Source organism: Lujinxingia sediminis (genome assembly GCF_004005565.1).
GTDB classification, from domain to species: domain Bacteria; phylum Myxococcota_A; class Bradymonadia; order Bradymonadales; family Bradymonadaceae; genus Lujinxingia; species Lujinxingia sediminis.
Genome location: NZ_SADD01000001.1, coordinates 637,422 through 657,539, shown reverse-complemented (window position 1 = coordinate 657,539; position 20,118 = coordinate 637,422). Strand labels below are relative to the sequence as shown.

The following is a 20,118-nucleotide window of genomic DNA, read 5'->3' as shown; positions in this document are numbered from 1 at the left end:
GCGATTCAGGGTCGCGCCTAGCTTCGAGAGCAGCACACCGCGAGCGTTTCGCGGTGATCTTTGACCTGTCGACGCGGAGCTAAGCGATGTGGTTCACCAGAGTGCAACCGCCGGCACGTTCCGGCTACATCTTCGTGAGCGTCTATCTGGCCCTCCAGGCCCTGCTCTTTCTGGGACTAACGGCGCTCGGGCTAAGCGTAGCAACTGGCCTTCTCGACATCCCGCTGGCCATCTCCCAGATCCGCATCGATCCGCTCTTTTTCACGTCGTTGATGTTCGGATTCACGCTGGCGTTTGGGATCGCAGCGGTGCTGCCCCTGCGTCCCTGGGCCTGGCAATATATTCTTTCGGTCCTGGCGCTCTCGCTGGCCTTCCTGATCACCCTGCCGCTGTCGATCTTCGCCATCAGCATTTGGATGCGCGATGATATCAAAGAGCCCTTCGGTCTTAATGTTCAGGGGCCCGATGTCGCCCTCCCCCCGGAGGATCGACGCGCCCATCAGAGTGAGCCCCCGGCGGCGATCATGTAGCCCCCCACGACGTCGGTCCAGGCTCAGAGTTCGGACTGATAGTACTCGCGTGTGCCCTGGGCGTGGATCGCCTCATTAAGATGTCCGAGCGCGACAAGATAGGCGGCAACCCGCCAGGAGACCCCGTGTTCCTGGCGCGCATCGCGAACTCGCGAGAACGCATCACGCATCCGCTGGTCGAGTCGCTTCACAACGCCCTCTTCGGACCAACGTTCACCGCGCCGATTCTGCACCCACTCAAAGTAGCTCACCGTCACCCCGCCAGCATTCACCAGAATGCCCGGCAGCACGGAGACATCGCGCGCCTCAAGCAACCGGGCGGCCTGTGTGGTTACCGGACCGTTGGCGACCTCGAAAACCACCCTGGCACGGATGGCACCGGCGTTCTCCTCGGTGATCTGGTTTTCCAGGGCGGCGGGGATCAAAAAATCCACGTCCAACTCCAGAAGCTCCTCATTGCTGATGCGCTCAAAACGAGTCTCATCACAATCGCGCAACGCGTAGGCATCGTAGACACCATTCGCCTCATCGTGCGTCTTGTACTCCCGAAGCGCAGGCACATCGAGCCCCTCGCGATCACAGACCGCCCCTTTGGAGTCGCTCACCGCCACGACCTTGTAGCCCGCCTCATAGAGCCGGGTTGCAAGCTCGGCGCCCGCGTTACCAAAGCCCTGGATGGCGACGGTGGTTTGCTCGGGACTGCGGTCATTCTCGGCCATGAACGCGTCAATGATCATAAACGCACCGCTGGCGGTGGCCTTGTCGCGATGACGAGAGCCCCCCAGAGCGAGCGGCTTGCCGGTAATGACAGCCGGGGCGTGGCGTCGCATGATTGTTGCGTACTGGTCGGCCATCCACCCCATGATCATCTCGTTTGTGTACACGTCTGGAGCGGGCACATCGCGGTTGGGGCCGATAAAGTCCGCGAACGCATCAATGTAGGCGCGGGAAAGCCGCTCAAGCTCCATCTTCGAGAGCTCTTTGGGGTCAACACGCACACCACCCTTGGCACCACCGAAAGGCAGGCGAAGCAGCGCACACTTCAACGTCATCCAGAACGCCAGCGTTTGCACATGATCGACGTCGACTTCAGGATGAAAGCGAAGCCCGCCCTTTCCCGGCCCGAGCGCTGTATTGAAGCGAATCCGGTAGGCTGGAAACACCTTAAGGTGGCCGCTATCCATGCGCACAGGAAGCGACATTTTCACGCTGGCACTGGGATGGCGAAGACGTTCGATGACGTCCTCGCTCAAGTTCAATCGCTCGAAAGCAGGGGCCAGGGCCTGACTTGCATCTTCAAATAAGGTCATACAGATTCCGGACTAAGATAGCGTCATCTTCTGTTTCGGGGGTTGCTCGGACACTTTGCACACCGAGCACCATGCATCAAGTTTAGGAGCAAGAAGGGGCCTACCTGCACGACTTTGCTTCCATGATGCCTCGATCCTGGTATTGCGCTGACTGCACGACACGACCTGCACGCCCGAGACGCGATGAACCTGGTGATGATCGGCTTTCGCCGCGACGCCCATGAAGCCGCACTGACGCGCGGCTGGCGCGCTCATTTTCTGGTCGACAGCACACGCCAGCCTCCCCGAAGCGGTGTTTCCTGGGCGAGTGTTGACCTCAACGGCGACGTGGAGAGCTGGGAGAAGGCCGCGCGTCGACTGGCCGGTGACGCCACCATCGACGCAGTCATCGCCTCTGGGGAGTCGTCGGTCGTTCCGGCCGCCCTGCTCCGTGAGCGCCTGGGTGTGAGTGGGATGAGCGTCGCCACCGCACGGCGCTGCCACGACAAAATTTGGATGAAAGACGCCCTCACAGCAGCAGGCGTCCCCTGCGCACGCTACCTGACGATCACCCCTTCAACGGGAGTCGATGATCTGATCGAGGCACTCGGTCTTCCGCTGGTCATCAAGGCCCCCGACAGCTCCGGGGGGCGCGGCACCCACATCTGCGAAAGCAGCGCCCAGGTCGAAGCCGCGCTCCGTCCGGGATTGCTCGCCGAGGCCTTTGTTCCCGGCACCGAGTTTAGCGTCGAGAGTTTTGTGCATCGAGGCCAGGTGTGCTTTCTCAACGTCACCAGCTACCTGCGACCGGGATGGGCGAATATCGTGCCCGCTGACCTGCCCGCCGAGCGAATCACCACGATCGCAACGCTCAACCGACAGACCATCGCTGCGCTGGGTGTTGACCAGGGGATGACGCACATGGAGTTTTTCGCCTCCGAGAGCGGCGACGTCGTCGGCGAACTCGCCGCGCGTCCGCCCGGAGGCGCCCTGATGGAGCTCATCGGGGAGGCCTACGGATTTGACGCCTGGCAGGCGTTTCTGGACATCGAGACCGGAAGGCTCCCGCGCTTTCCCTCCGGCCTTCGCCGTTTTGAAGGCGTTTACTTTCTTCACCCGGGAGGCGGGCGCGTGACAGCGGTGCGCGGGCTCCGGCGCAGTCGTCAACTCGCGCACGTCAGCGCGGTGAGTTGTCGGGTGCAACCCGGCGACACGATTGAGGAGCGCGTGGGCGTCGGGCAGTCTGTCGGGCGAATTCGCGCTGGCGCTTCCGACTACGCCAGCGTGGCCCGCGCACTCCTTGAGGCCCACCGCTGCGTCGAGATCGAGCTTGCCCCGGCGCAAAGCGTGCCTACATCCCCTGAGCCGTCGCATGATTCGGGTGGATAAATCGCTGCCACTTCGCTAAGAAACGCGTTTTGGCACCACGCCAACAACGGCTGCCCCCACAGGTCTCCATGAAGAAGATCGAAGCCATTATCAAGCCCTTCAAGCTCGACGACGTGAAAGACCGTCTCGATGAGGCCGGCATCCACGGGATGACCGTCTCCGAGGTCAAAGGGTTCGGGCGAGGGGGGGGGAAAGCGCCGATCTATCCCGGCGCTGAATACATCGTCGACTTTGTGCCCCGCGTTAAAGTGGAGCTCGTCGTCCCTGACGAGCTTGTTCACAGCGCGATTGAGGCCATCACCGACGCTTCGCGAACCGGCCATGTCGGCGACGGCAAGATCTTTGTCTTGCCGGTCGATGAAGCCATCCGCATTCGAACTGGCGAGTCCGGCCCGGACGCGCTCTCGTAAGCCTGAATCGATGTTCGCTGCGCACGCCCCCAGCGATGTGTGGCGATCGTATTTTGTCCTGGGGAGTTTTTTCGCGTTGATCGCGCACCCAACTAAAAAAGGATCATCATGACCACCGCAACGACCGTCACTTCGATCAAAGATGCGATTGATTTCGCCCGGGACAACGACGCCGTCATGGCGGATTTGAAGTTTATGGACTTTCTGGGCACCTGGCAGCACCTGACGATCCCGGCCCACCGCCTCACCGAGGACCTCTTTGAAGAGGGCGTGGGCATCGACGGCAGCTCCATGCGGGCCTGGCAGCCGATTCAGGCCTCCGATATGCAGGTTCGTCCCGACCACATGACCGCGCGCATGGACCCCTTCTGCCGCGAGTCCACCGTCAGCTTTATCTGCAACGTCTTCGACCCGATCACCGGCCAGCCTTACAGCCGTGACCCGCGCTACATCGCCCAGAAGGCCGAAAACTACCTCAAGACCACCGGCATCGCCGACACCGCCTACTTCGGTCCCGAGGCCGAGTTCTTCGTCTTCGATGACATCCGCTACAGCACCGCCACCCACCACTCCTTCTACAAGGTCGACTCGGTGGAAGGTGCCTGGAACACCGGCCGCGACGAAGGTCCCAACCTCGGCTACAAACCCGCGCACAAGGGCGGCTACTTCCCGGTTGCCCCCAACGACAGCCTCCATGATCTGCGCACTGAGATGTCGCTTGTCCTTGAAGCCTGCGGCATCGAGGTCGATGTGCATCACCACGAAGTGGCCACCGGCGGACAGAGCGAGATCGGCATTCGGTTTAACAGCCTGGTGCGCATGGCCGACGATCTGCAGTGGTTTAAGTATATCGTCAAGAACGTGGCGCGCCGTCACAACAAGAGCGTCACCTTTATGCCCAAGCCTCTTCACGGCGACAACGGCTCGGGCATGCACACTCACATGAGCCTCTGGAAGGGCAGCCAGCCCCTCTTCGCCGGTGAGGGCTACGCCGGGATGAGCGAGACCGGACTGCAGTTTATCGCGGGCATCTTGCACCACGCTCGCGCCCTTATCGCGCTGACAAACCCGACGACCAACTCCTTTAAGCGTTTGGTTCCGGGTTACGAGGCCCCGATTCGCCTGGCCTACTCCAGCCGCAACCGCTCGGCGGCGGTGCGTATCCCGACCTACGCCTCGAGCCCCAAGTCGCGTCGCATGGAATTCCGCACTCCGGACGGTGCTGCCAACGGCTACCTGGCCTTCGCAGCCATGCTGATGGCTGGTCTGGACGGCATCGAAAAGCAGATGGATCCGGGCGCCCCGCTCGACAAAGACATCTACAACCTCCCGCCTGAAGAGCTGGCCAAGGTGCCCAGCGCTCCGGCGAATCTGGAGGAAGCGCTGGTTGCGCTGGCCGAAGATCACGAGTTCTTGCTGCGCGGCGACGTCTTCACCGAAGACGCGATCGAGGCCTGGATCACCTACAAGATGGAGAAAGAAGTCCATCCGGCGAACCTCCACCCCACCCCGCTGGAGTTCGCAATGTACTACGACGTCTGATCGGACGTCGTTGAGCGCGGGCTCCCCGACGAGCCCGCGCTCTCGCACTTCGCCTCTTATGGCCTCCTCGGGAAGATCCCACGAGCACTGTCCGTTGGTGCGATGGTAGGGATTGCCGCCTGATGTTCGGGCCACCTCCGTCATGAGCAACAATGACCCTCTTTCGCCTGCTGATTCTCTTGCCTGTCGCGCTGCTCGTACTGATCAGCTCTACCGGCTGCGGTGGCTGTAACGAGGGGGCTTCGAGCCACCCCGCCTGGCGAGTTGAAGGGCAGCGCGCTCCCTATGCGCTGACCTTCCCGGCGGAGTGGATCGCCGAGCCCCCGCAGAGCATCAATCCCCACGCCGAAATCGCTGCAAGCCTGGACGACACACTCTTTTTGATGGTGATCCCCCAGAAACTTCCCAGCTTTCCAACCCCTGACGTTCACCAATTGCAACGCCTGGGTATGGAGACCCTCGACCGCTCCGTTGATAACCTTATCATTGACCGCCAGAGCCCGATCCGGTTGGGCGGCGCCGAGGGCCTCTCGGTGATTGCCCGTGGAGAGCTCAACGACGACCCGGTGCGCTACATCAATGCCTATCTGGTCGATCAGGGCTTTGGCTATCAGATCATCGCGTTTGCCGGTGACGAACACAGCGAAGCGCTCATTGCCCAGGTCGATCTCATTCTGGCCTCCTGGGAGAACCTCGCACCACCCACTGCCGTGCAACCCGCGGCAACCTCCCCCTGAGATATCCTCAACCTAGCCGGCCCGAGCCCAGGTTCGACGCCGACCCCACCCCTGTTGTAACCCGCAGTCCTACGGAGAAAGACGATGCCCGAACTCAAGAAAGAACTCTACGACGTGACCATCATGGGAAGCGGCCCGGCCGGGCTTACCGCGGCTATCTACACCGCCCGCGCCAATCTGGAGCCGGTCCTCTTTGAAGGTCCCCAGCCCGGTGGCCAGCTGACCATCACCACCGACGTCGAGAACTTCCCGGGCTTTCCCGAAGGCGTTATGGGACCGGAACTTATGGAGCGGATGCGCAGCCAGGCGATGCGCTTTGGTCTGGAGAACCACATCGCCCTGATCGCCGACGTGGACACCTCCAAACGCCCCTTCAAGGTCACCCTTGATGACGGCACCGTGTTTCATACCCGCACCATGATCATCTCCTCCGGTGCCTCGGCGCGTCTCCTTGGGCTGGAGTCTGAGAGCGAGCTGATGGGCTACGGCGTGTCCACCTGCGCCACCTGCGACGGCTACTTCTTCCGCGATCAGGAGATCGTGGTCGTCGGCGGCGGTGACTCCGCCTGCGAGGAGGCCAACTTCCTCACCAAATTCGCCTCCAAGGTCACGCTCGTGCACCGCCGTGGCGAACTTCGTGCCTCCAAAATCATGCAGGATCGCGTGCTCGCCAACCCCAAAGTCGAGATGGTCTGGAACAGCGAAGTCCAGGAGGTCCTGGGCACCCGCGAGTCGGGTGTGACCGGCATCAAGATCTACAACAACCAGACCGAAGAGGTCAGCGAGTTGGCCTGCACCGGGGTCTTTGTGGCCATTGGCCACACCCCCAACACCGCTGTCTTCAAAGGACAGCTTAAGACCAACGAGAACGGCTACATCATCACCGAAGACGGCTCCACCGCGACCAGCGTGCCGGGCATCTTCGCCTGTGGTGACGTCCAGGACTTCACCTACCGTCAGGCCATTACCGCGGCCGGTTCGGGCTGCATGGGTGCCATCGATGCGGAACGCTTCCTGGAGAGCGAGCACGTCATCGAAGAGCGCCGCACCGAAGACTGGAACGCCTAATACCTGAGCAAAACCAACCACTTAAAAGCTCGCCGACCTCCGGGGCCGGCGAGCTTTTTTGATCGTATCGGAGATATCTGCTTGGGGGGGCTGTTAGCGGGCTGCCTGCTTCATGGACAGACCAATACGCCCTCGATCCTTGTCGATGGACACGATGGCTACGCGCACACGATCCCCAACGCCCACCACATCGTAGGGATTTTTGATGTAGCGATCGGCCATCTCACTGACGTGCACGAGCCCATCCTGCTTCACGCCGATGTCGACGAACGCGCCGAAGTCGACCACGTTGCGCACCGTGCCCTCAAGCACCATGCCCTCGCGCAGGTCGTTGACGTTGAGCACATCGCTACGGAGCTTCGGCGGATCGAGTTCGTCGCGGGGGTCGCGCCCCGGTTGCACGAGTGCGTGGAGCACATCTTCCAGCGTCATCGCTCCGGCCCCGTGCTTCTCGGCGATCACGCGCAGTTCGCCCGAGCGCTCCAGAGCATCAAGCGCGGACTTCAGCCCGTTGTCACCCGGAGCCTTCCCGGCGCGCTTGAGAATGTCCCGCGCCAGCGGATAGCTCTCCGGGTGAATTCCGGTGGTATCGAGGGGCTCCTTCCCGTCGCGGATGCGCAGGAAGCCGGCGCACTGCTCGTAGGTCTTCGAGCCCAGACCGCGCACATCTTTGACCGATTCGCGAGAGCCGAAAGGACCGTTGGCGTCACGGTGCGCCACGATCCGCTTAGAAAGGGTCGGTCCAATGCCCGCCACACGCGCCAGCAGAGGCTGTGAGGCCGAGTTGAGGTCCACGCCGACAGCATTGACCACGTCTTCGACAACCGCATCGAGCTCCTGACTGAGCGCGTTCTGGTTGACGTCATGCTGGTACATCCCCACGCCGATGCTCTTCGGATCGATCTTTACCAGCTCGGCCAGCGGGTCCTGGATGCGGCGAGCAATGGAGACCGCTCCGCGCACGCTGACATCAAGGTCTGGGAACTCCGCTCGCGCCACATCGGAGGCGCTGTAGACGCTGGCCCCGGCCTCATCAACGATGGCGTAATGCACCCCCTGCTTTCCGCGCAGGCCCTGTGCCACGAGTTCCTCGGTCTCGCGGCTGCCGGTTCCGTTGCCGATGGCCACGACCTGCACACCATGTTTATGTACCATCGCCGACACAATGTCGGGCACATCACGTTTGCGGCCATCATGCACATACATATGGCCGGTATCGATCAGGCGCCCGGTGGCATCAACCACCGCCAGCTTGCAACCGGTACGCAGTCCGGGATCCACCCCCAACACCACGCGACCGGCCAGGGGCGGCTGCAGGAGCAGGTTCTTCAAGTTGAGCGCAAAGACTCCGATAGCGTGCTTATCGGCCTGCTCCTCAAGCTCCCCGCGCACATCACGCTCCAGCGAGGGGTGAAGCAGACGACCAAAGCCGTCGCGAATCGCCTCGCTGTAGTGTTTGCGGGCCACCCCGCCCACCCGGACACGCTGACCGACGATCCAGTCGATGAGTCGCTCTTCGGGCACATCGACGCCGGCGCTTAGGACCTTTTCCTTCTCCCCGCGGCGAATTGCCAGCACCTGGTGAGGGCGCATCTTCTCAACCGGCGTGGAGAACTCAAAGTACATGGTGTACTTGGGATCTTCGTCGCCCCCGCGGCGACGCTTGCTCATCAGCTTGCCCTGGCGTCGCATGGCGTCCCGCACGTAGGAGCGCACGTTGGCATCATCGGCCATCGCCTCCGCGAGAATATCCCGCGCGCCGGCGACGACCTCGTCGTCGCCGGGGAAGTCGTCGCAACGAAACGTCGACGCGAGTCGAAAGGGATCTTCGCCGCGCTCAATCGCCTCGGCCACCGGACCCAGACCAGCTTCCAGGGCTCGGGTCGCGCGGGTCTGGCGTTTAGGTCGGTAGGGGGCGTAAAGGTCTTCGAGTTCCGAGAGCGTGGAGGCAGCGAGCACGGCGGATCGAAGCTGGGAGGTCAACGCGCCCTGCTCTTCGATCGACGCGAGGATCGTCGCGCGACGATCTTCGGTCTGCCGGATCTGCTCACTGAGGCGCGCCACATCGCGGATCTGCACTTCATCAAGCCCACCGGTGCGCTCTTTACGATAGCGCGCGATAAAGGGCACGGTGTTGCCTTCATCGAGCAGTGCCAGCGTGCCCCGCACCTGATCTTCGCGAACTCCTAACTCTCGAGCAATACGAGTTTCCATAACTTCCCTTATCACCATCGTTTTTTTGATTCACGGGGTACAGGTCGTAGGGCCCACGACTCTCAGTGAAGGCGCCGCACACCCACCGACGCGAGAAAGGTCTGCGCGTCAAAGACGGCTGCCGGCGAAGTCACCCCGACTTTTACCGGGCCTTCATCCAACGTGCGGCAGACGCACTCGGCCGCGATGCGCACGCTCGTCGCATACACATCTTCGCCGGTCAACATCGCATAGGGCTCGGAGGTCCGGGGGTCGAAGGCGATCACCAGATACTCCCCCAATGATGCATCCGATGCATCACTCTCATCGCCCTGCTCTACGATGCGGTCGGCCACAGGCCTCAACGCCCGAAGCACCGAAGGCAACACCCCGGAGAGCGTCGCCAGGATCCGGACCACCGCCTCCCCCGTCACCACGCAGCTCTCCACACGCGACACGCCGCCGCGAGGTGGCACGAAGATGGCTTCCGCACCGGGAATCCACACCCCTTTTCGGTGATGCCCCCCGGGAAACGGAACATCAAAGAGGCGATAGGCTGCTCGGTGTTGCTCTAACTTGCCATCGATAAAGCTGTAGCCCCCCTCGCCAAGCGCGTGCACAAAGGTCTTGCGCGCCCCCTGACTGAGTTTAATCTCGCGCACAGCGTAGCAGACCACGATGCGAGAGGCGGCTTTCACCAGCGCGATCTCGGCGGCGAAATCTCCCACCGCGTATTCGATCGCGCAGGCCGGCATGACCACAAGTCCGCGCTCCCGCGCCGGCTGGTCCACATGTTCCCACATCCAGTGGACCTGGGACTGTTCTCCGGCCATATCAAAAACATGCACGCCCTCATCGAGCGCGGCCTGTACCAACGCCCGGGTCTTGTTGCCCAGGGGGCCCGCGCAGTTGACGAGCGCGCAGCAATCGCGCAACGCCCCCCGAAGTCCGGTCGCATCGCTGAGGCGAGCCTGACGCACCGAGAGTGCGGTGAACCCGTCTGCGCGAAGCTCCTCTTCGAGTTCTTCCAGCCGCCCGAGATCGCGCCCGATCAAGCGCAGCGACCGCCCGCCCTCACTGAGTGTTCGCGCGAGCATACGGCCCACAAAACCACTCGCACCGTAGATCGCAATGATCGGGTCCACCTCTCACACCTCTGCTCAAAAGAGTCACGCCGTCGACGATGGTGCAACACGCCGGGTTGAGCAAGCGCCTAAATCAGCACGCGTCGAGGTGCCAGGCGGCTTCCCTGCGGGTCGTGACTCTCTTTGCGAGCCATGATCGCGACGAGCTCCTCATTCGCATCGATCACGGCGACAGGCGCGTCCATCGGCAATTCGGAATCCACGAGAATCGTCTGCCCGAATCCCACCGCGCGGCGTTGCTCCTCGTCGATACGGACCCGGGGAAGACTGCCGACCATCCGCGCCGGAGAGAGCACCTTTTCCCAGAACGTGTCTTCGCTGAGCTCATCGAGGCGGAGGGCCATGGAGAGGTCGAATGCCCCCACCGAGACTCGCCTGATGCTTCGGGTATGCGCTACGCTTCCCACCGCTCTCCCGAGGTCGCGGACCAACGCCCGAACGTAGGTCCCCGAGCCGCAGCGCACCCGCATCGCGATATGCGGCGGTTCAAAGCGCGTCAGCTCCAACTCGAAGATCTCCACCGGACGCGCCTCAAGACGCACCTCTTCTCCGGCGCGCGCCAGGGCGTGGGCTCGCTTCCCGTCGACTTTTAGAGCGGAGTAGATCGGCGGCACCTGCTGGATGGTCCCCAGAAATCCGGACATCGCCTCTTCGAGCGCCTCGCGCGTCACATGCTCCCAGCCCGCCTCCTCAATCACCTCGCCAGAAGCATCTTCGGTGTCGGTGGCGCTTCCGAGCACCATCTCGAAGTCGTACACCTTCTCATCGAGGGTCAGGAAGTTCGCAAGTTTGGTACAACATCCCAGGACCACCCCCATCAGCCCGGTGGCGTCGGGATCAAGTGTGCCGGTATGCCCAACTTTGCGCGTGCCGGCCAATCGTCGCACTCGACGCACTACGTCGAAGCTGGTCATGCCGGCGTCTTTGTCGATCAGGATCAAGCCATCCTGGCTTTGCATGCGTACTACTCCACGTGGATCGCTGCTGGCGAGACAGCGTCGAATCAGGGGGACGCCGGTCGGTCGAGCATCTCAACGAGAGCCGCCGTCAGCTGACTCTCCACCTCGCCAGGGGTGCCGCTTACTCGGCACCCCGCGGCGTTATGATGCCCGCCACCTCCGAACTTCTCGGCCAGCGCGGAGACATCAACCTTGCCGCGCGATCGGAACGAGATGCGCCACTCCCCTCCCTCGGCTTCCCGAAGTTGGGTGGCTACTTCCACACCGCGGATGGAGCGCGCGTAGTTGATAAACCCGTCTGTGAGATCTTCCTCCGAACTCAGCCCCTCAAGCATCGCATCCTCAACACGCAGGAATGCCAGGCGACCACACTCCGAGACCTTGAGTGTGGCTAACACCCGGCAGAGAAGGTCGAGGCGCTCACGAGGCTGATCTTCGTAGATATGACTGGTCATATGCCAGGGATCAGCCCCGGCCGCGACCAGCTCACCTGCCACACGAAAGGCCGTCTGGCTGGTATTGGAGTACCGAAAGCTACCGGTGTCGGTCATCATGCAGCAGTAAAGATTCTGCGCGATTTCCGAGTTCAGCTGCCCGTAGCGGCGTACAAGGCGATAGATCAGCTCGCCGGTCGATGCCGCACTCACATCGCGCACGTAAACGTTGGCGAAGTCGGGATCCCAGGTCTTGTGATGATCGACAACCGCCACCGTCTGACCCCATGCCCCCTTCGGAAACCCTTCGCCAAGACGACCGGGCTCGGCGCAGTCCAACATCACCGTGACCTCCGGAAGCTCTGAAGGAGCTTCGGTGGTCCAGCGATCGGCCCCCGGCAAAAAGCGAAAGTTGTAAGGAATCGGGTCGACATTGAAAAACGTAACGTCTTTGCCGAGTTGCTCCAGAAGAAGCCCCATCGCAAGCGTTGAACCGACCGCATCGCCATCGGGATACGCATGAGCCACCACCAGAAAGCGCTGGTGCTTATCGAAGAGCTCGCCGAAGGCGTCGATCTGCGCTTCGAGCTCAGGGCTGGTCGGGATGGCAACCGGCGCTGTGGCAGCGCCCGACGGATGGTGTGTCTCCGCACTCATGACAACAATCTCCATTCAGGCGCCGCGCACATCGCGGGCAATCACTGGCTCACGTCTCCGAACTCCCGGGGAGCTTTGAGAGGAGCTCATCCATCGCGCGCCCGCGCATGACCGCCTCGTCGAACTTGAAGGTCAGACGAGGCACAAATTGCAGGCGAAGCCGCTCGCCAATGACGCGCTGCGCAAAGCCGGCGAAGCGTTCCAGGGCAGGCTCCACGCCTTCCTCGGGTTCCTCGCCGTCGAGCATGATAAAGTAGACCTTCGCATAACGAAGATCCGGGCTCATCTCCACCGCGGTGACCTGCACCATTTGAAGGCGCGGATCATCCGCGTCGGTCAGGAGCAGCCCCGCGATAACCTCGTGGAGCTGCTGCCCGACCCGTTCGGTGCGTTTGTAGCTGCGTTTCTGTTTCATGATGTTCTCCGGCTACCCGTAACCGAGGTGACATTCACCCTCAGTCGAAGGTCGCCTTGACCTCTTCGAGTTCGAAGACTTCCACAACGTCACCGACTTTGATGTCGTTGTAGTTTTCAATGCTCAAACCGCATTCAAAGCCCGTCTTGACCTCTTTGGCGTCATCCTTGAAGCGACGCAACGAACCGACGGTCGACTCGTAAATGACCCGTTCGCCGCGGAGCAGGCGAGCCTTGGCATTGCGGCGGACGATCCCGTCGGTGACGTACACACCGGCGATCGTACCGATCTTCGGCGCACTGAAGGTCTCGCGCACCTCGGCGTGCCCCAGGACCTTCTCCTGAACAATCGGGGAGAGGAGCCCTTCGAGAATACCGCGCACCTGCTCGATGGCGTCATAGATGATGCTGTGGGTGAGGATCTGCACGCCGTATTTCTCGGCGACCTCAGCGGCCCGGTTGTCCGGACGCACATTGAAGCCCACGATCACCGCACCGGCATCCGAGGATGCAGCAAGGTTAACGTCGTTCTCCGTGATGCCACCAACACCGGTGTGAATGATCTTGGTGCGAACCTCGTCGTTACCGAGCTTGCCGAAGGCTTCCTTAATGGCCTCGACCGAGCCCTGCACATCACCCTTGAGGATGATCTTGAGGGTCTTCATCTCACCACGAGCGATCATCGCGGAGAGATCTTCAAGGCTACCGGCCGACTCCTTGGCCCGGCTGGCCATGACCTCTTTACGACGCTGGTCGGCGACGTTCTCGGTGATCCGCTTCGCGTCGCGCTCTTCGGTCACCACAAAGAAGGGCTCGCCAGCTTCGGGGATACCGCTCAGACCGGTGATCTCGACGGGCTGGCTGGGGCCGGCCTTATCGATGGTCTGTGCACGGTCATTGTGCATGGTACGCACTCGACCGTAGTAGCGACCGCTGACCAGGATATCGCCCCGGTTGAGCGTACCGCGCTGCACGAGCACGGTAGCAACCGGACCGCGTCCGATGTCGAGTTCGGCTTCAATCACGATACCCTGGGCATCGCGATCAGCCCTGGCCTTGAGCTCCTGAAGTTCAGCCTGAAGCGAGATCGCTTCGAGCAACCCGTCGATATTGAGTTTTTCAAGCGCGCTTACCTCCACGAAGAGGGTGCTTCCGCCCCACTCCTCGGGAATGAGGTTGTACTCGGTCAGCGCGGTCTTGACGCGGTCAGGGTTTGCACCGGGCTTATCGATCTTGTTGATGGCAACGATGATCGGCACCTCGGCGGCGCGGGCGTGATTAATCGCCTCCACCGTCTGAGGCATGACACCGTCGTCGGCGGCAACGACCAGGACCACGATATCGGTAGCCTTGGCACCACGCGCACGAAGGGCGGTGAACGCCTCGTGACCCGGGGTGTCAAGGAAGGTCACCATACCGGCGGAGGTCTCCACCATGTAGGCACCGATATGCTGGGTGATGCCACCGGCTTCACCGCTGGTCACCGAGGAGGCACGCACCGCATCGAGAAGCGAGGTCTTACCGTGGTCGACGTGACCCATGACGGTGACGACAGGAGCACGACGCTCCATGCTCTCTTCCTCGTCCGGGGTGGTGTCGTAGAAGTTCGCGATATCGAAGGCGACGTTCTCAACGGTGTAGTCGAACTCATCGGCGATCAACGCCGCGGTCTCGAAGTCCAGGGTGGTGTTCACCGTGGCCATCATGCCGCTCTCGATGAGCTTCATGGCGACCTGTGCGGCCTTGATGCCCATGGAGTGCGCGAGGTCACCGACCGAAATGACGTCCTCGATACGGATCACGCGCTTGTGCTCGGCTGCCTGGGTGATCTCGGTCTTCTGCGTCTTCTTGGCGCGACCTCGGCTACGTCCTCGGGATCCCCCGCGACGGCTGCGGCGAGACTTCGGTCCGTACAGATCGGAGCCCTCCACCACGCGTTTGGTTCGACCACGACGGCGGCTGCTCGAGGAGCGCGTTCCGCCTCCTGCGCTCGGACGACGCGAGGGGCCCGGAGTGAAGTCTTTGTTCTCGGCAGCAAGACGGTCCTTGAGCACGCTCTCGCTGATACGACCAAGCACCTTGGCACCGCCCTTGGGGCTGCGCGGCGGCGGGCGACGAATCGGGGGTGCCACCGGAGCGGCTGGCGTCTCAACGGTCTCGGCCACTTTTTCGCCGGCTTCGCTCTTCGCTTCTTCGGCAGGCTCTTCGGCGGCCTTCTCTTCGGGAGCCGGTGCCTCTTTGGCGGGCTCTTCCTCGGCAGGAGCGGCAGCGGCGGCCTCTTCGACCTCCTCAACCGGCTCGGAGACCTCCTGGCTCACCTCAGCCTCTTCCTCAGCAGCCTCCTCGACGGCGACTTCCTCGGCAACCGGCTCTTCGGCGACAGGTTCTTCGGCAGCCGGCTCTTCGACAGCTTCAGCCTCTTCAACCTCTTCAGGCTGCTCAGCCTCGATGGCCGGCTCCTCGGCGCTTTCTTCGACCTCATCGGCCGTCTCGACCTTGCGACGACGACGCACCGTCGGGCGAACCACCTCAACTTCCGTCTCGGTGCTCTCCTCGGTGGCTTCGTCTTCCTCGGTCGCGGTCTTACGACGGCGGCGAACGACCGGCGCAGCCGGTGCGGCCTCAACCTTGTCTTCGACGGGCGCTTCAGCCTTCTTCGAGCTCTTCTTCTTGCTCGACTTGGTGGCTTTCTTCTTGGGCGCTTCGGTCTTCGTGCCACCGAGCGCGGCCTTGATCGAGTCGATCTCCGGCGGATTGAGCACCGTCATGTAGTTGTTGACGGAGAAGCCCAGATCGAGCTCGTTAATCTTGGATACCAACTCTTGCTTATTGATCTCTAGCTCTTGGGCTAGCTCATATACGCGTTGCTGCTTAGGCATATCGTCTCCACTCTGTCCGTCGGGGTTTGATGACGCTCCGCGCGGACAGTCTTCTTTCTCGTCGCGATCGTCGGCTTTCTTGACCATCTATCGCCTTCTCGTGCGCTTACTACCACAAAGAGAAGGCCCTTCAAAACGCAGGCACCCTCACCTGCTGGTGAGGATCCGCGACGGGTTCAGTCACTATGTTTTCGAAGTCGCACTGAGCGCCTCCAAACTCTTCCAATGCTTCAAGATTCGCTCGGCGTGGGGGCCGGCTTCAACGCCAATCACTGAGACGTAGGCCTCGCCCTTCGCCATCTGGCCCAGCTCGTCGCCGGTCCAGAGTTCGATCACGTCTATGCCCTTGCGCTGCGCGTTGGTGGTGAACTTGGTGCGGGTACTCTCACCTGCGTCCGAGGCAAGGATGAGCACAACAATAGCGTCGCTGCGCATCGCCTCTTTGACAAAGGTCTGCCCCGGTGTGGTGGCGCGAGCCCGCAGCGCGATCTGCAGCGCCTCATCGAGGCGACGTCGCGCGCCCGTCTGGACCTGTTCAAGCAGGTCTGAGAAAGGGGGCAACTCCACACGACGCTTGAGCGAGCGTTGAAACCCACCGCGCTCAAGCGCCGTCTGCAGACAGTGCGGATCGGCGTGAACCCACACCCCGCGGCCGGGAGCTTTATGACGCACGTCGTGAATCAATCCATGATCCTCGACGTACACAAAGCGCTCCCAGGCTGCGGGCTCCCCGACCTCCCGACACCCCACGCAGGTGCGCTGCGGGGTGTGGGGACCATCCGGGTTTTGTTCACCTGGTACTGTGTGCTTACCGACGTTCAGGCGTCCTCCTCATCATCACTCTTGGTGGCTTCCGCCGGCTCGGTGCTTGCATCGCCGGCGGTGGCCGGTTGTTCGTCCTGTGTCTCAACAGCCTCGGCCTCGGCGCCCGATTCGGCGCCCTGCCCCTGCGCAGCCTTAAACTCGGCACGACGCGCCTCGAAGGCTTCATCGTCGAGCTCAAGCTCCCGCTTGAGGTGATCTTCAGCCGCGCTGAGAATCTGTTTGGCCTTCTTCACATTCTTGCCCAGGCCCGCAGCCTCAGCCAGCTTGCTGGCGTCTTCGGCGAACGCGATATGCTCCACGGTGATGTAGCCCGAGTCGTGAAGCGAGGCAGCAACCTTGGTGCCCACACCGCGGATGTCCTCCAGTGCTTTACGCTCGTAATCCGCCTCGGTCATCGCCTCCGGCGAGCCGGGGGCAGGACGCGCGAGAATCTCGGCGGCAGCCGCAATGATGCGCTCGGCCGACTCGGCGTTGAGCCCCGGGATCTGCGCAAGCTCAGGAGCGGCGGCATGCGCCATATGCTCGAGCTTGTTGTATCCAAGCGTGAAGAGCGTATCGACCATATCCTCGGTGATCCCCTCAAACTCAAGCAGCTGGGCACGCGACTCAGCCATCATATTCTTGAGTCGGGTCTCGCTGATGATGTCGAGGTTCCAGCCGGTGAGCTGAGCGGCAAGACGCACATTCTGACCGCCGCGACCGATCGCCAGGCTGAGCTGATCGTCGGGGACGATGAGCTCCATGGTCATGTTCGATTCGTCGATCAAGACCTTGGCCACTTCCGCAGGGCTGATGGCGTTGCACACAAAGCGAGCCGTATCTTCGACGTAAGGCACAATGTCGATCTTCTCGCCGCGCAGCTCCTGAACCACCGCCTGAACGCGCGAACCGCGCATCCCGACGCAGGCGCCCACCGGATCGACATCGCTATCGCGGCTGTAAACGGCCACCTTGGTACGCACGCCGGGCTCACGAGCCACGGCCACAATGCGGACCGCGCCTTCGTGAATTTCCGGAACCTCCTGTTCAAACAACTTGAGCAGAAGCATGGGATCGGCACGCGTTAAGACAACCTGCGGATCGCGGCTGGACTTCTGAACCTCTTTGATCATCGCCTGCAGACGGTCGCCGGGGCGGTAGCTCTCGCGGGGGGTCTGCTCGCGGCGAGGAAGGATCGCGTCGGTGCGCCCCAGGTCCACGATGATGTTGCCCTTCTCAAAGCGGCGCACTCGCCCGATGACCATGTCACCGACGGTATCTTTGTATTCGTCGTAGATGATGTCGCGCTCGGCCTCGCGTACGCGCTGGATGATGACCTGCTTGGCGGTCTGCGCGGCGATGCGGCCGAAGGTGGAGTTGTACGAGTCGAGCTTGAGCAACTTGCCATAGCGCTTGTCCTGCGCCTTGGCCTTCTCTTTGTCGTCTTCACGGTAGAAGATCTGGAAGAGGAGTTCATCGCCAGGCTCGGCTTCAAAGCCCGCCTCGCGCACCTCCTCCACGGAGACCTCGCGGTAGGGGTTCTCCACATCATCACTCACCGTGATGATCTGGAAGAGTTGCACCTCACCGCTTTCTTCATTGTATTCGGCTTCGATCTCGCGTTGCGCGCCGTAGGTCCGGCGCGCCGCGGTCAAGATGGCCGCCTCAAGGGTCTCCACAAGGATCGAACGATCGATCCCTTTGGTCCTTCCGACCTCTTCGATGACACTGTTGAGATTCATCGTTGCTTCGCTCCTGAAAAGTCGAACGTCAACTTCGCCCGGCTCACCCCGCTCAGGGGAATGCTCACCGTGGCGCCGTCCATCTCGAGGGTCAGCGTGTCGTCCTCAAAAGACGTCAGCCGCCCGACTACCTTGTTCTGTCCATCGATCTGCTCGCGAACCACAAGTTCAACCTCGCGATCGATCGCTTTTTCGTAATGCGCAGGCCTGGTGAGTTTGCGTTCTACGCCCCGGCTGGAAACTTCCAACACGTACCGCTCCGGGACCCTCTCATCGGCGTCGAGCAACGCCTCAATATATCGGCTGACGCGGGCGCACTCTTCAACAGCCACCCCCGTGCCAGGCTCGGCATCGGGGCGGTCTACAAAGATCTGCACCGACCAGCCGCCGGCGCTGCTGGTGATCACATCGTAGAGTTCCAGCTCGTGCACCTCGGCGGCCTCGTGCGCCCAGGCCTCGATCGCCTCGGCGATCTCATTGCTCAGGGGCAGCGCCGGAGCCTTAGCGCGTCGCTCTTTTCGTCGTTTCTTACCCACGTGTCCTCGGCCTTACCTGTGTTTGAACGCATCGCTGTGAGGGGACGCCACCCCGGGCCTGAAAAATAAAAAAAGCGGGCTTGGAGGGCCCACTTTCGCTCAGCGCCGCGAAATGTAGCGAGACGCCAGATCATCCACACTTTACCTGACGTCGCCCGAGAAGAGACTTTCAAAAACTGAACACACTCTCAGGCCTCTCCCTGCCAGCTCTATCCCGATGAACTGACAGCCCGACACGCTTCTTCCACTGAATCTGCATGCCGCGGGCCGATGTAGTAAACAAGGGCTTAGAATCTGTCAAGGTGCAGTCTGCGAAAGCGCCCCCGGAACGCCCGCAAGAGCCGGCTTTTCTGAGGACCTTAGAGCGACGTGAAGCGACGTTGACAGCGCGCAAGACGCTCACAATCTTTCAGTGCTCTGACCGCACTTCAATGCCATACTCGCAACGCCTGATGACGTTCACCGCAGGCCTCTTCCCTCCGCACCGGAGTCTTTATGCGCGTCGCACTCGCCCAGATCGCATCAACCCGCGATATCGAAGATAACCTCAGGACCTGCGGCCAGCTCGCCGAAAGCGCCGCGGAGCAAGGCGCAGGCTGGGTGATCTTTCCGGAGTGCGCGCCCTTCCTGGGTCCGGATCGCGACAAACTTCCCATCGCCGAGCCTCTCGACGGGCCGCAGATTCAGACCTACCAGACGATCGCCCGCGAGCTGGGCGTCTACCTCACCGTGGGCAGCTTCGCAGAGACCTCCCCCGACCCCACGCGCACCTTTAACACCCAGATTCACCTCACCCCCGACGGTGCCATCGCGGCAATCTACCGCAAGATTCACCTCTTCGACGCAAAGGTCGACGGGGATCTCACCCTGATGGAGTCCAAGAGCGTGATGGGCGGCCGCGAACTCGTACTCACAGACGTGCTGCTCAAGCAAGAGCAGGCGCGCGTCGGCCTGACCATCTGCTACGATCTTCGCTTCCCGGAGATCTACCGGGAGCTCGCGCTGAGAGGCGCGGAAATGTTGACGGTGCCTTCGGCGTTCACGCTGCCGACAGGTCGTGCCCACTGGCACACCCTGCTGCGGGCTCGCGCCATTGAGAATCAATGCTTCGTGCTCGCGCCCAACCAGTGGGGACATCATTACGGAAGCCGCGCCTCTTTTGGCAACTCCGTCATCTACGACCCCTGGGGCGACTGCCTGGGGTGTCTCGAAGAGGGAAATGGCGTGGTGCTCGCGGATCTTAACCTGGAGCGTCAACGCGAGATTCGTCAGAGCATGCCGGTGCTCACGCATCAACGTCTGGGGCTTCGCGCCCCGGACGCAGACGAGGTTTGACCCGCCGCCCCGTGCGGACTATCAGTGCGCGCGGAGGCTATGATCGATTCGGTGA

17 protein-coding genes are annotated in these 20,118 nt (G+C 62.0%); 7 read left to right on the top strand and 10 right to left on the bottom strand.

Annotated elements, in window-relative coordinates:
- Positions 1 to 86: 86 nt before the first annotated feature.
- The gene (locus EA187_RS02705) at positions 87 to 530 is read left to right on the top strand and encodes a hypothetical protein (protein ID WP_127779085.1); all 444 of its coding nucleotides are present in this window, start codon (positions 87 to 89) and stop codon (positions 528 to 530) included.
- A 23-nt stretch (positions 531 to 553) separates the two neighbouring features.
- Here the strand turns inward: EA187_RS02705 and EA187_RS02700 are convergent, their stop codons facing one another.
- Positions 554 to 1,840, bottom strand: coding sequence for a Glu/Leu/Phe/Val family dehydrogenase (locus EA187_RS02700; RefSeq protein ID WP_127779084.1), 1,287 nt, complete (start codon positions 1,838 to 1,840; stop codon positions 554 to 556).
- Between the two features lie 183 nt (positions 1,841 to 2,023).
- Here EA187_RS02700 and EA187_RS02695 point away from each other — a divergent pair, with 183 nt between their 5' ends.
- From EA187_RS02695 to trxB, 5 genes are all read left to right on the top strand, one after another.
- Positions 2,024 to 3,208, top strand: coding sequence for an ATP-grasp domain-containing protein (locus tag EA187_RS02695; protein ID WP_115603037.1), 1,185 nt, complete (start codon positions 2,024 to 2,026; stop codon positions 3,206 to 3,208).
- Positions 3,209 to 3,276: 68 nt separating this feature from the next.
- Positions 3,277 to 3,618: a P-II family nitrogen regulator gene (locus EA187_RS02690; RefSeq protein ID WP_115603038.1), complete on the top strand. Its 342-nt coding sequence runs from the start codon at positions 3,277 to 3,279 to the stop codon at positions 3,616 to 3,618.
- A 108-nt stretch (positions 3,619 to 3,726) separates the two neighbouring features.
- Positions 3,727 to 5,160 (top strand): type I glutamate--ammonia ligase, encoded by a 1,434-nt coding sequence (glnA, locus tag EA187_RS02685; protein ID WP_115603039.1) that lies wholly within the window; start codon positions 3,727 to 3,729, stop codon positions 5,158 to 5,160.
- A 152-nt stretch (positions 5,161 to 5,312) separates the two neighbouring features.
- Positions 5,313 to 5,897: a hypothetical protein gene (locus EA187_RS02680; protein ID WP_127779083.1), complete on the top strand. Its 585-nt coding sequence runs from the start codon at positions 5,313 to 5,315 to the stop codon at positions 5,895 to 5,897.
- Between the two features lie 84 nt (positions 5,898 to 5,981).
- Positions 5,982 to 6,965, top strand: coding sequence for a thioredoxin-disulfide reductase (gene trxB, locus EA187_RS02675; RefSeq protein ID WP_115603041.1), 984 nt, complete (start codon positions 5,982 to 5,984; stop codon positions 6,963 to 6,965).
- Between the two features lie 93 nt (positions 6,966 to 7,058).
- On the opposite strand, the gene EA187_RS02670 is transcribed toward trxB, so the two are convergent.
- The 9 genes from EA187_RS02670 to EA187_RS02630 form a co-directional block, all read right to left on the bottom strand.
- Entirely contained in the window at positions 7,059 to 9,179 is a 2,121-nt protein-coding gene (locus tag EA187_RS02670) for a Tex family protein (protein ID WP_206524165.1), read from the bottom strand.
- Positions 9,180 to 9,241: 62 nt separating this feature from the next.
- Complete coding sequence (locus EA187_RS02665; protein WP_115603043.1) at positions 9,242 to 10,303, bottom strand: saccharopine dehydrogenase NADP-binding domain-containing protein; 1,062 nt, start codon at positions 10,301 to 10,303, stop codon at positions 9,242 to 9,244.
- A 68-nt stretch (positions 10,304 to 10,371) separates the two neighbouring features.
- The gene (gene truB / locus EA187_RS02660) at positions 10,372 to 11,262 is read right to left on the bottom strand and encodes a tRNA pseudouridine(55) synthase TruB (RefSeq protein ID WP_127779081.1); all 891 of its coding nucleotides are present in this window, start codon (positions 11,260 to 11,262) and stop codon (positions 10,372 to 10,374) included.
- A 44-nt stretch (positions 11,263 to 11,306) separates the two neighbouring features.
- Positions 11,307 to 12,353 (bottom strand): DHH family phosphoesterase, encoded by a 1,047-nt coding sequence (locus EA187_RS02655; RefSeq protein ID WP_164855919.1) that lies wholly within the window; start codon positions 12,351 to 12,353, stop codon positions 11,307 to 11,309.
- Positions 12,354 to 12,402: 49 nt separating this feature from the next.
- The gene (gene rbfA, locus EA187_RS02650) at positions 12,403 to 12,768 is read right to left on the bottom strand and encodes a 30S ribosome-binding factor RbfA (protein WP_115603046.1); all 366 of its coding nucleotides are present in this window, start codon (positions 12,766 to 12,768) and stop codon (positions 12,403 to 12,405) included.
- Between the two features lie 40 nt (positions 12,769 to 12,808).
- The gene (gene infB, locus EA187_RS02645; RefSeq protein ID WP_241250155.1) at positions 12,809 to 15,586 is read right to left on the bottom strand and encodes a translation initiation factor IF-2; all 2,778 of its coding nucleotides are present in this window, start codon (positions 15,584 to 15,586) and stop codon (positions 12,809 to 12,811) included.
- Between the two features lie 243 nt (positions 15,587 to 15,829).
- Positions 15,830 to 16,396 carry a DUF448 domain-containing protein gene (locus EA187_RS02640; RefSeq protein ID WP_164855918.1) on the bottom strand — a complete coding sequence of 189 codons (567 nt, stop codon included), beginning with the start codon at positions 16,394 to 16,396 and terminating at the stop codon, positions 15,830 to 15,832.
- Positions 16,397 to 16,464: 68 nt separating this feature from the next.
- A complete protein-coding gene (nusA, locus tag EA187_RS02635; RefSeq protein ID WP_127779078.1) occupies positions 16,465 to 18,192 on the bottom strand; it encodes a transcription termination factor NusA in 1,728 nt (575 codons plus the stop codon).
- Positions 18,189 to 18,728 (bottom strand): ribosome maturation factor RimP, encoded by a 540-nt coding sequence (locus EA187_RS02630; protein WP_127779077.1) that lies wholly within the window; start codon positions 18,726 to 18,728, stop codon positions 18,189 to 18,191. Before EA187_RS02630 ends, nusA begins: the two co-directional genes overlap by 4 nt.
- A gap of 495 nt (positions 18,729 to 19,223) precedes the next feature.
- On the opposite strand from EA187_RS02630, the gene EA187_RS02625 reads away from it, so the two are divergent.
- A complete protein-coding gene (locus tag EA187_RS02625; protein WP_127779076.1) occupies positions 19,224 to 20,063 on the top strand; it encodes a carbon-nitrogen hydrolase family protein in 840 nt (279 codons plus the stop codon).
- Positions 20,064 to 20,118 lie beyond the last annotated feature (55 nt).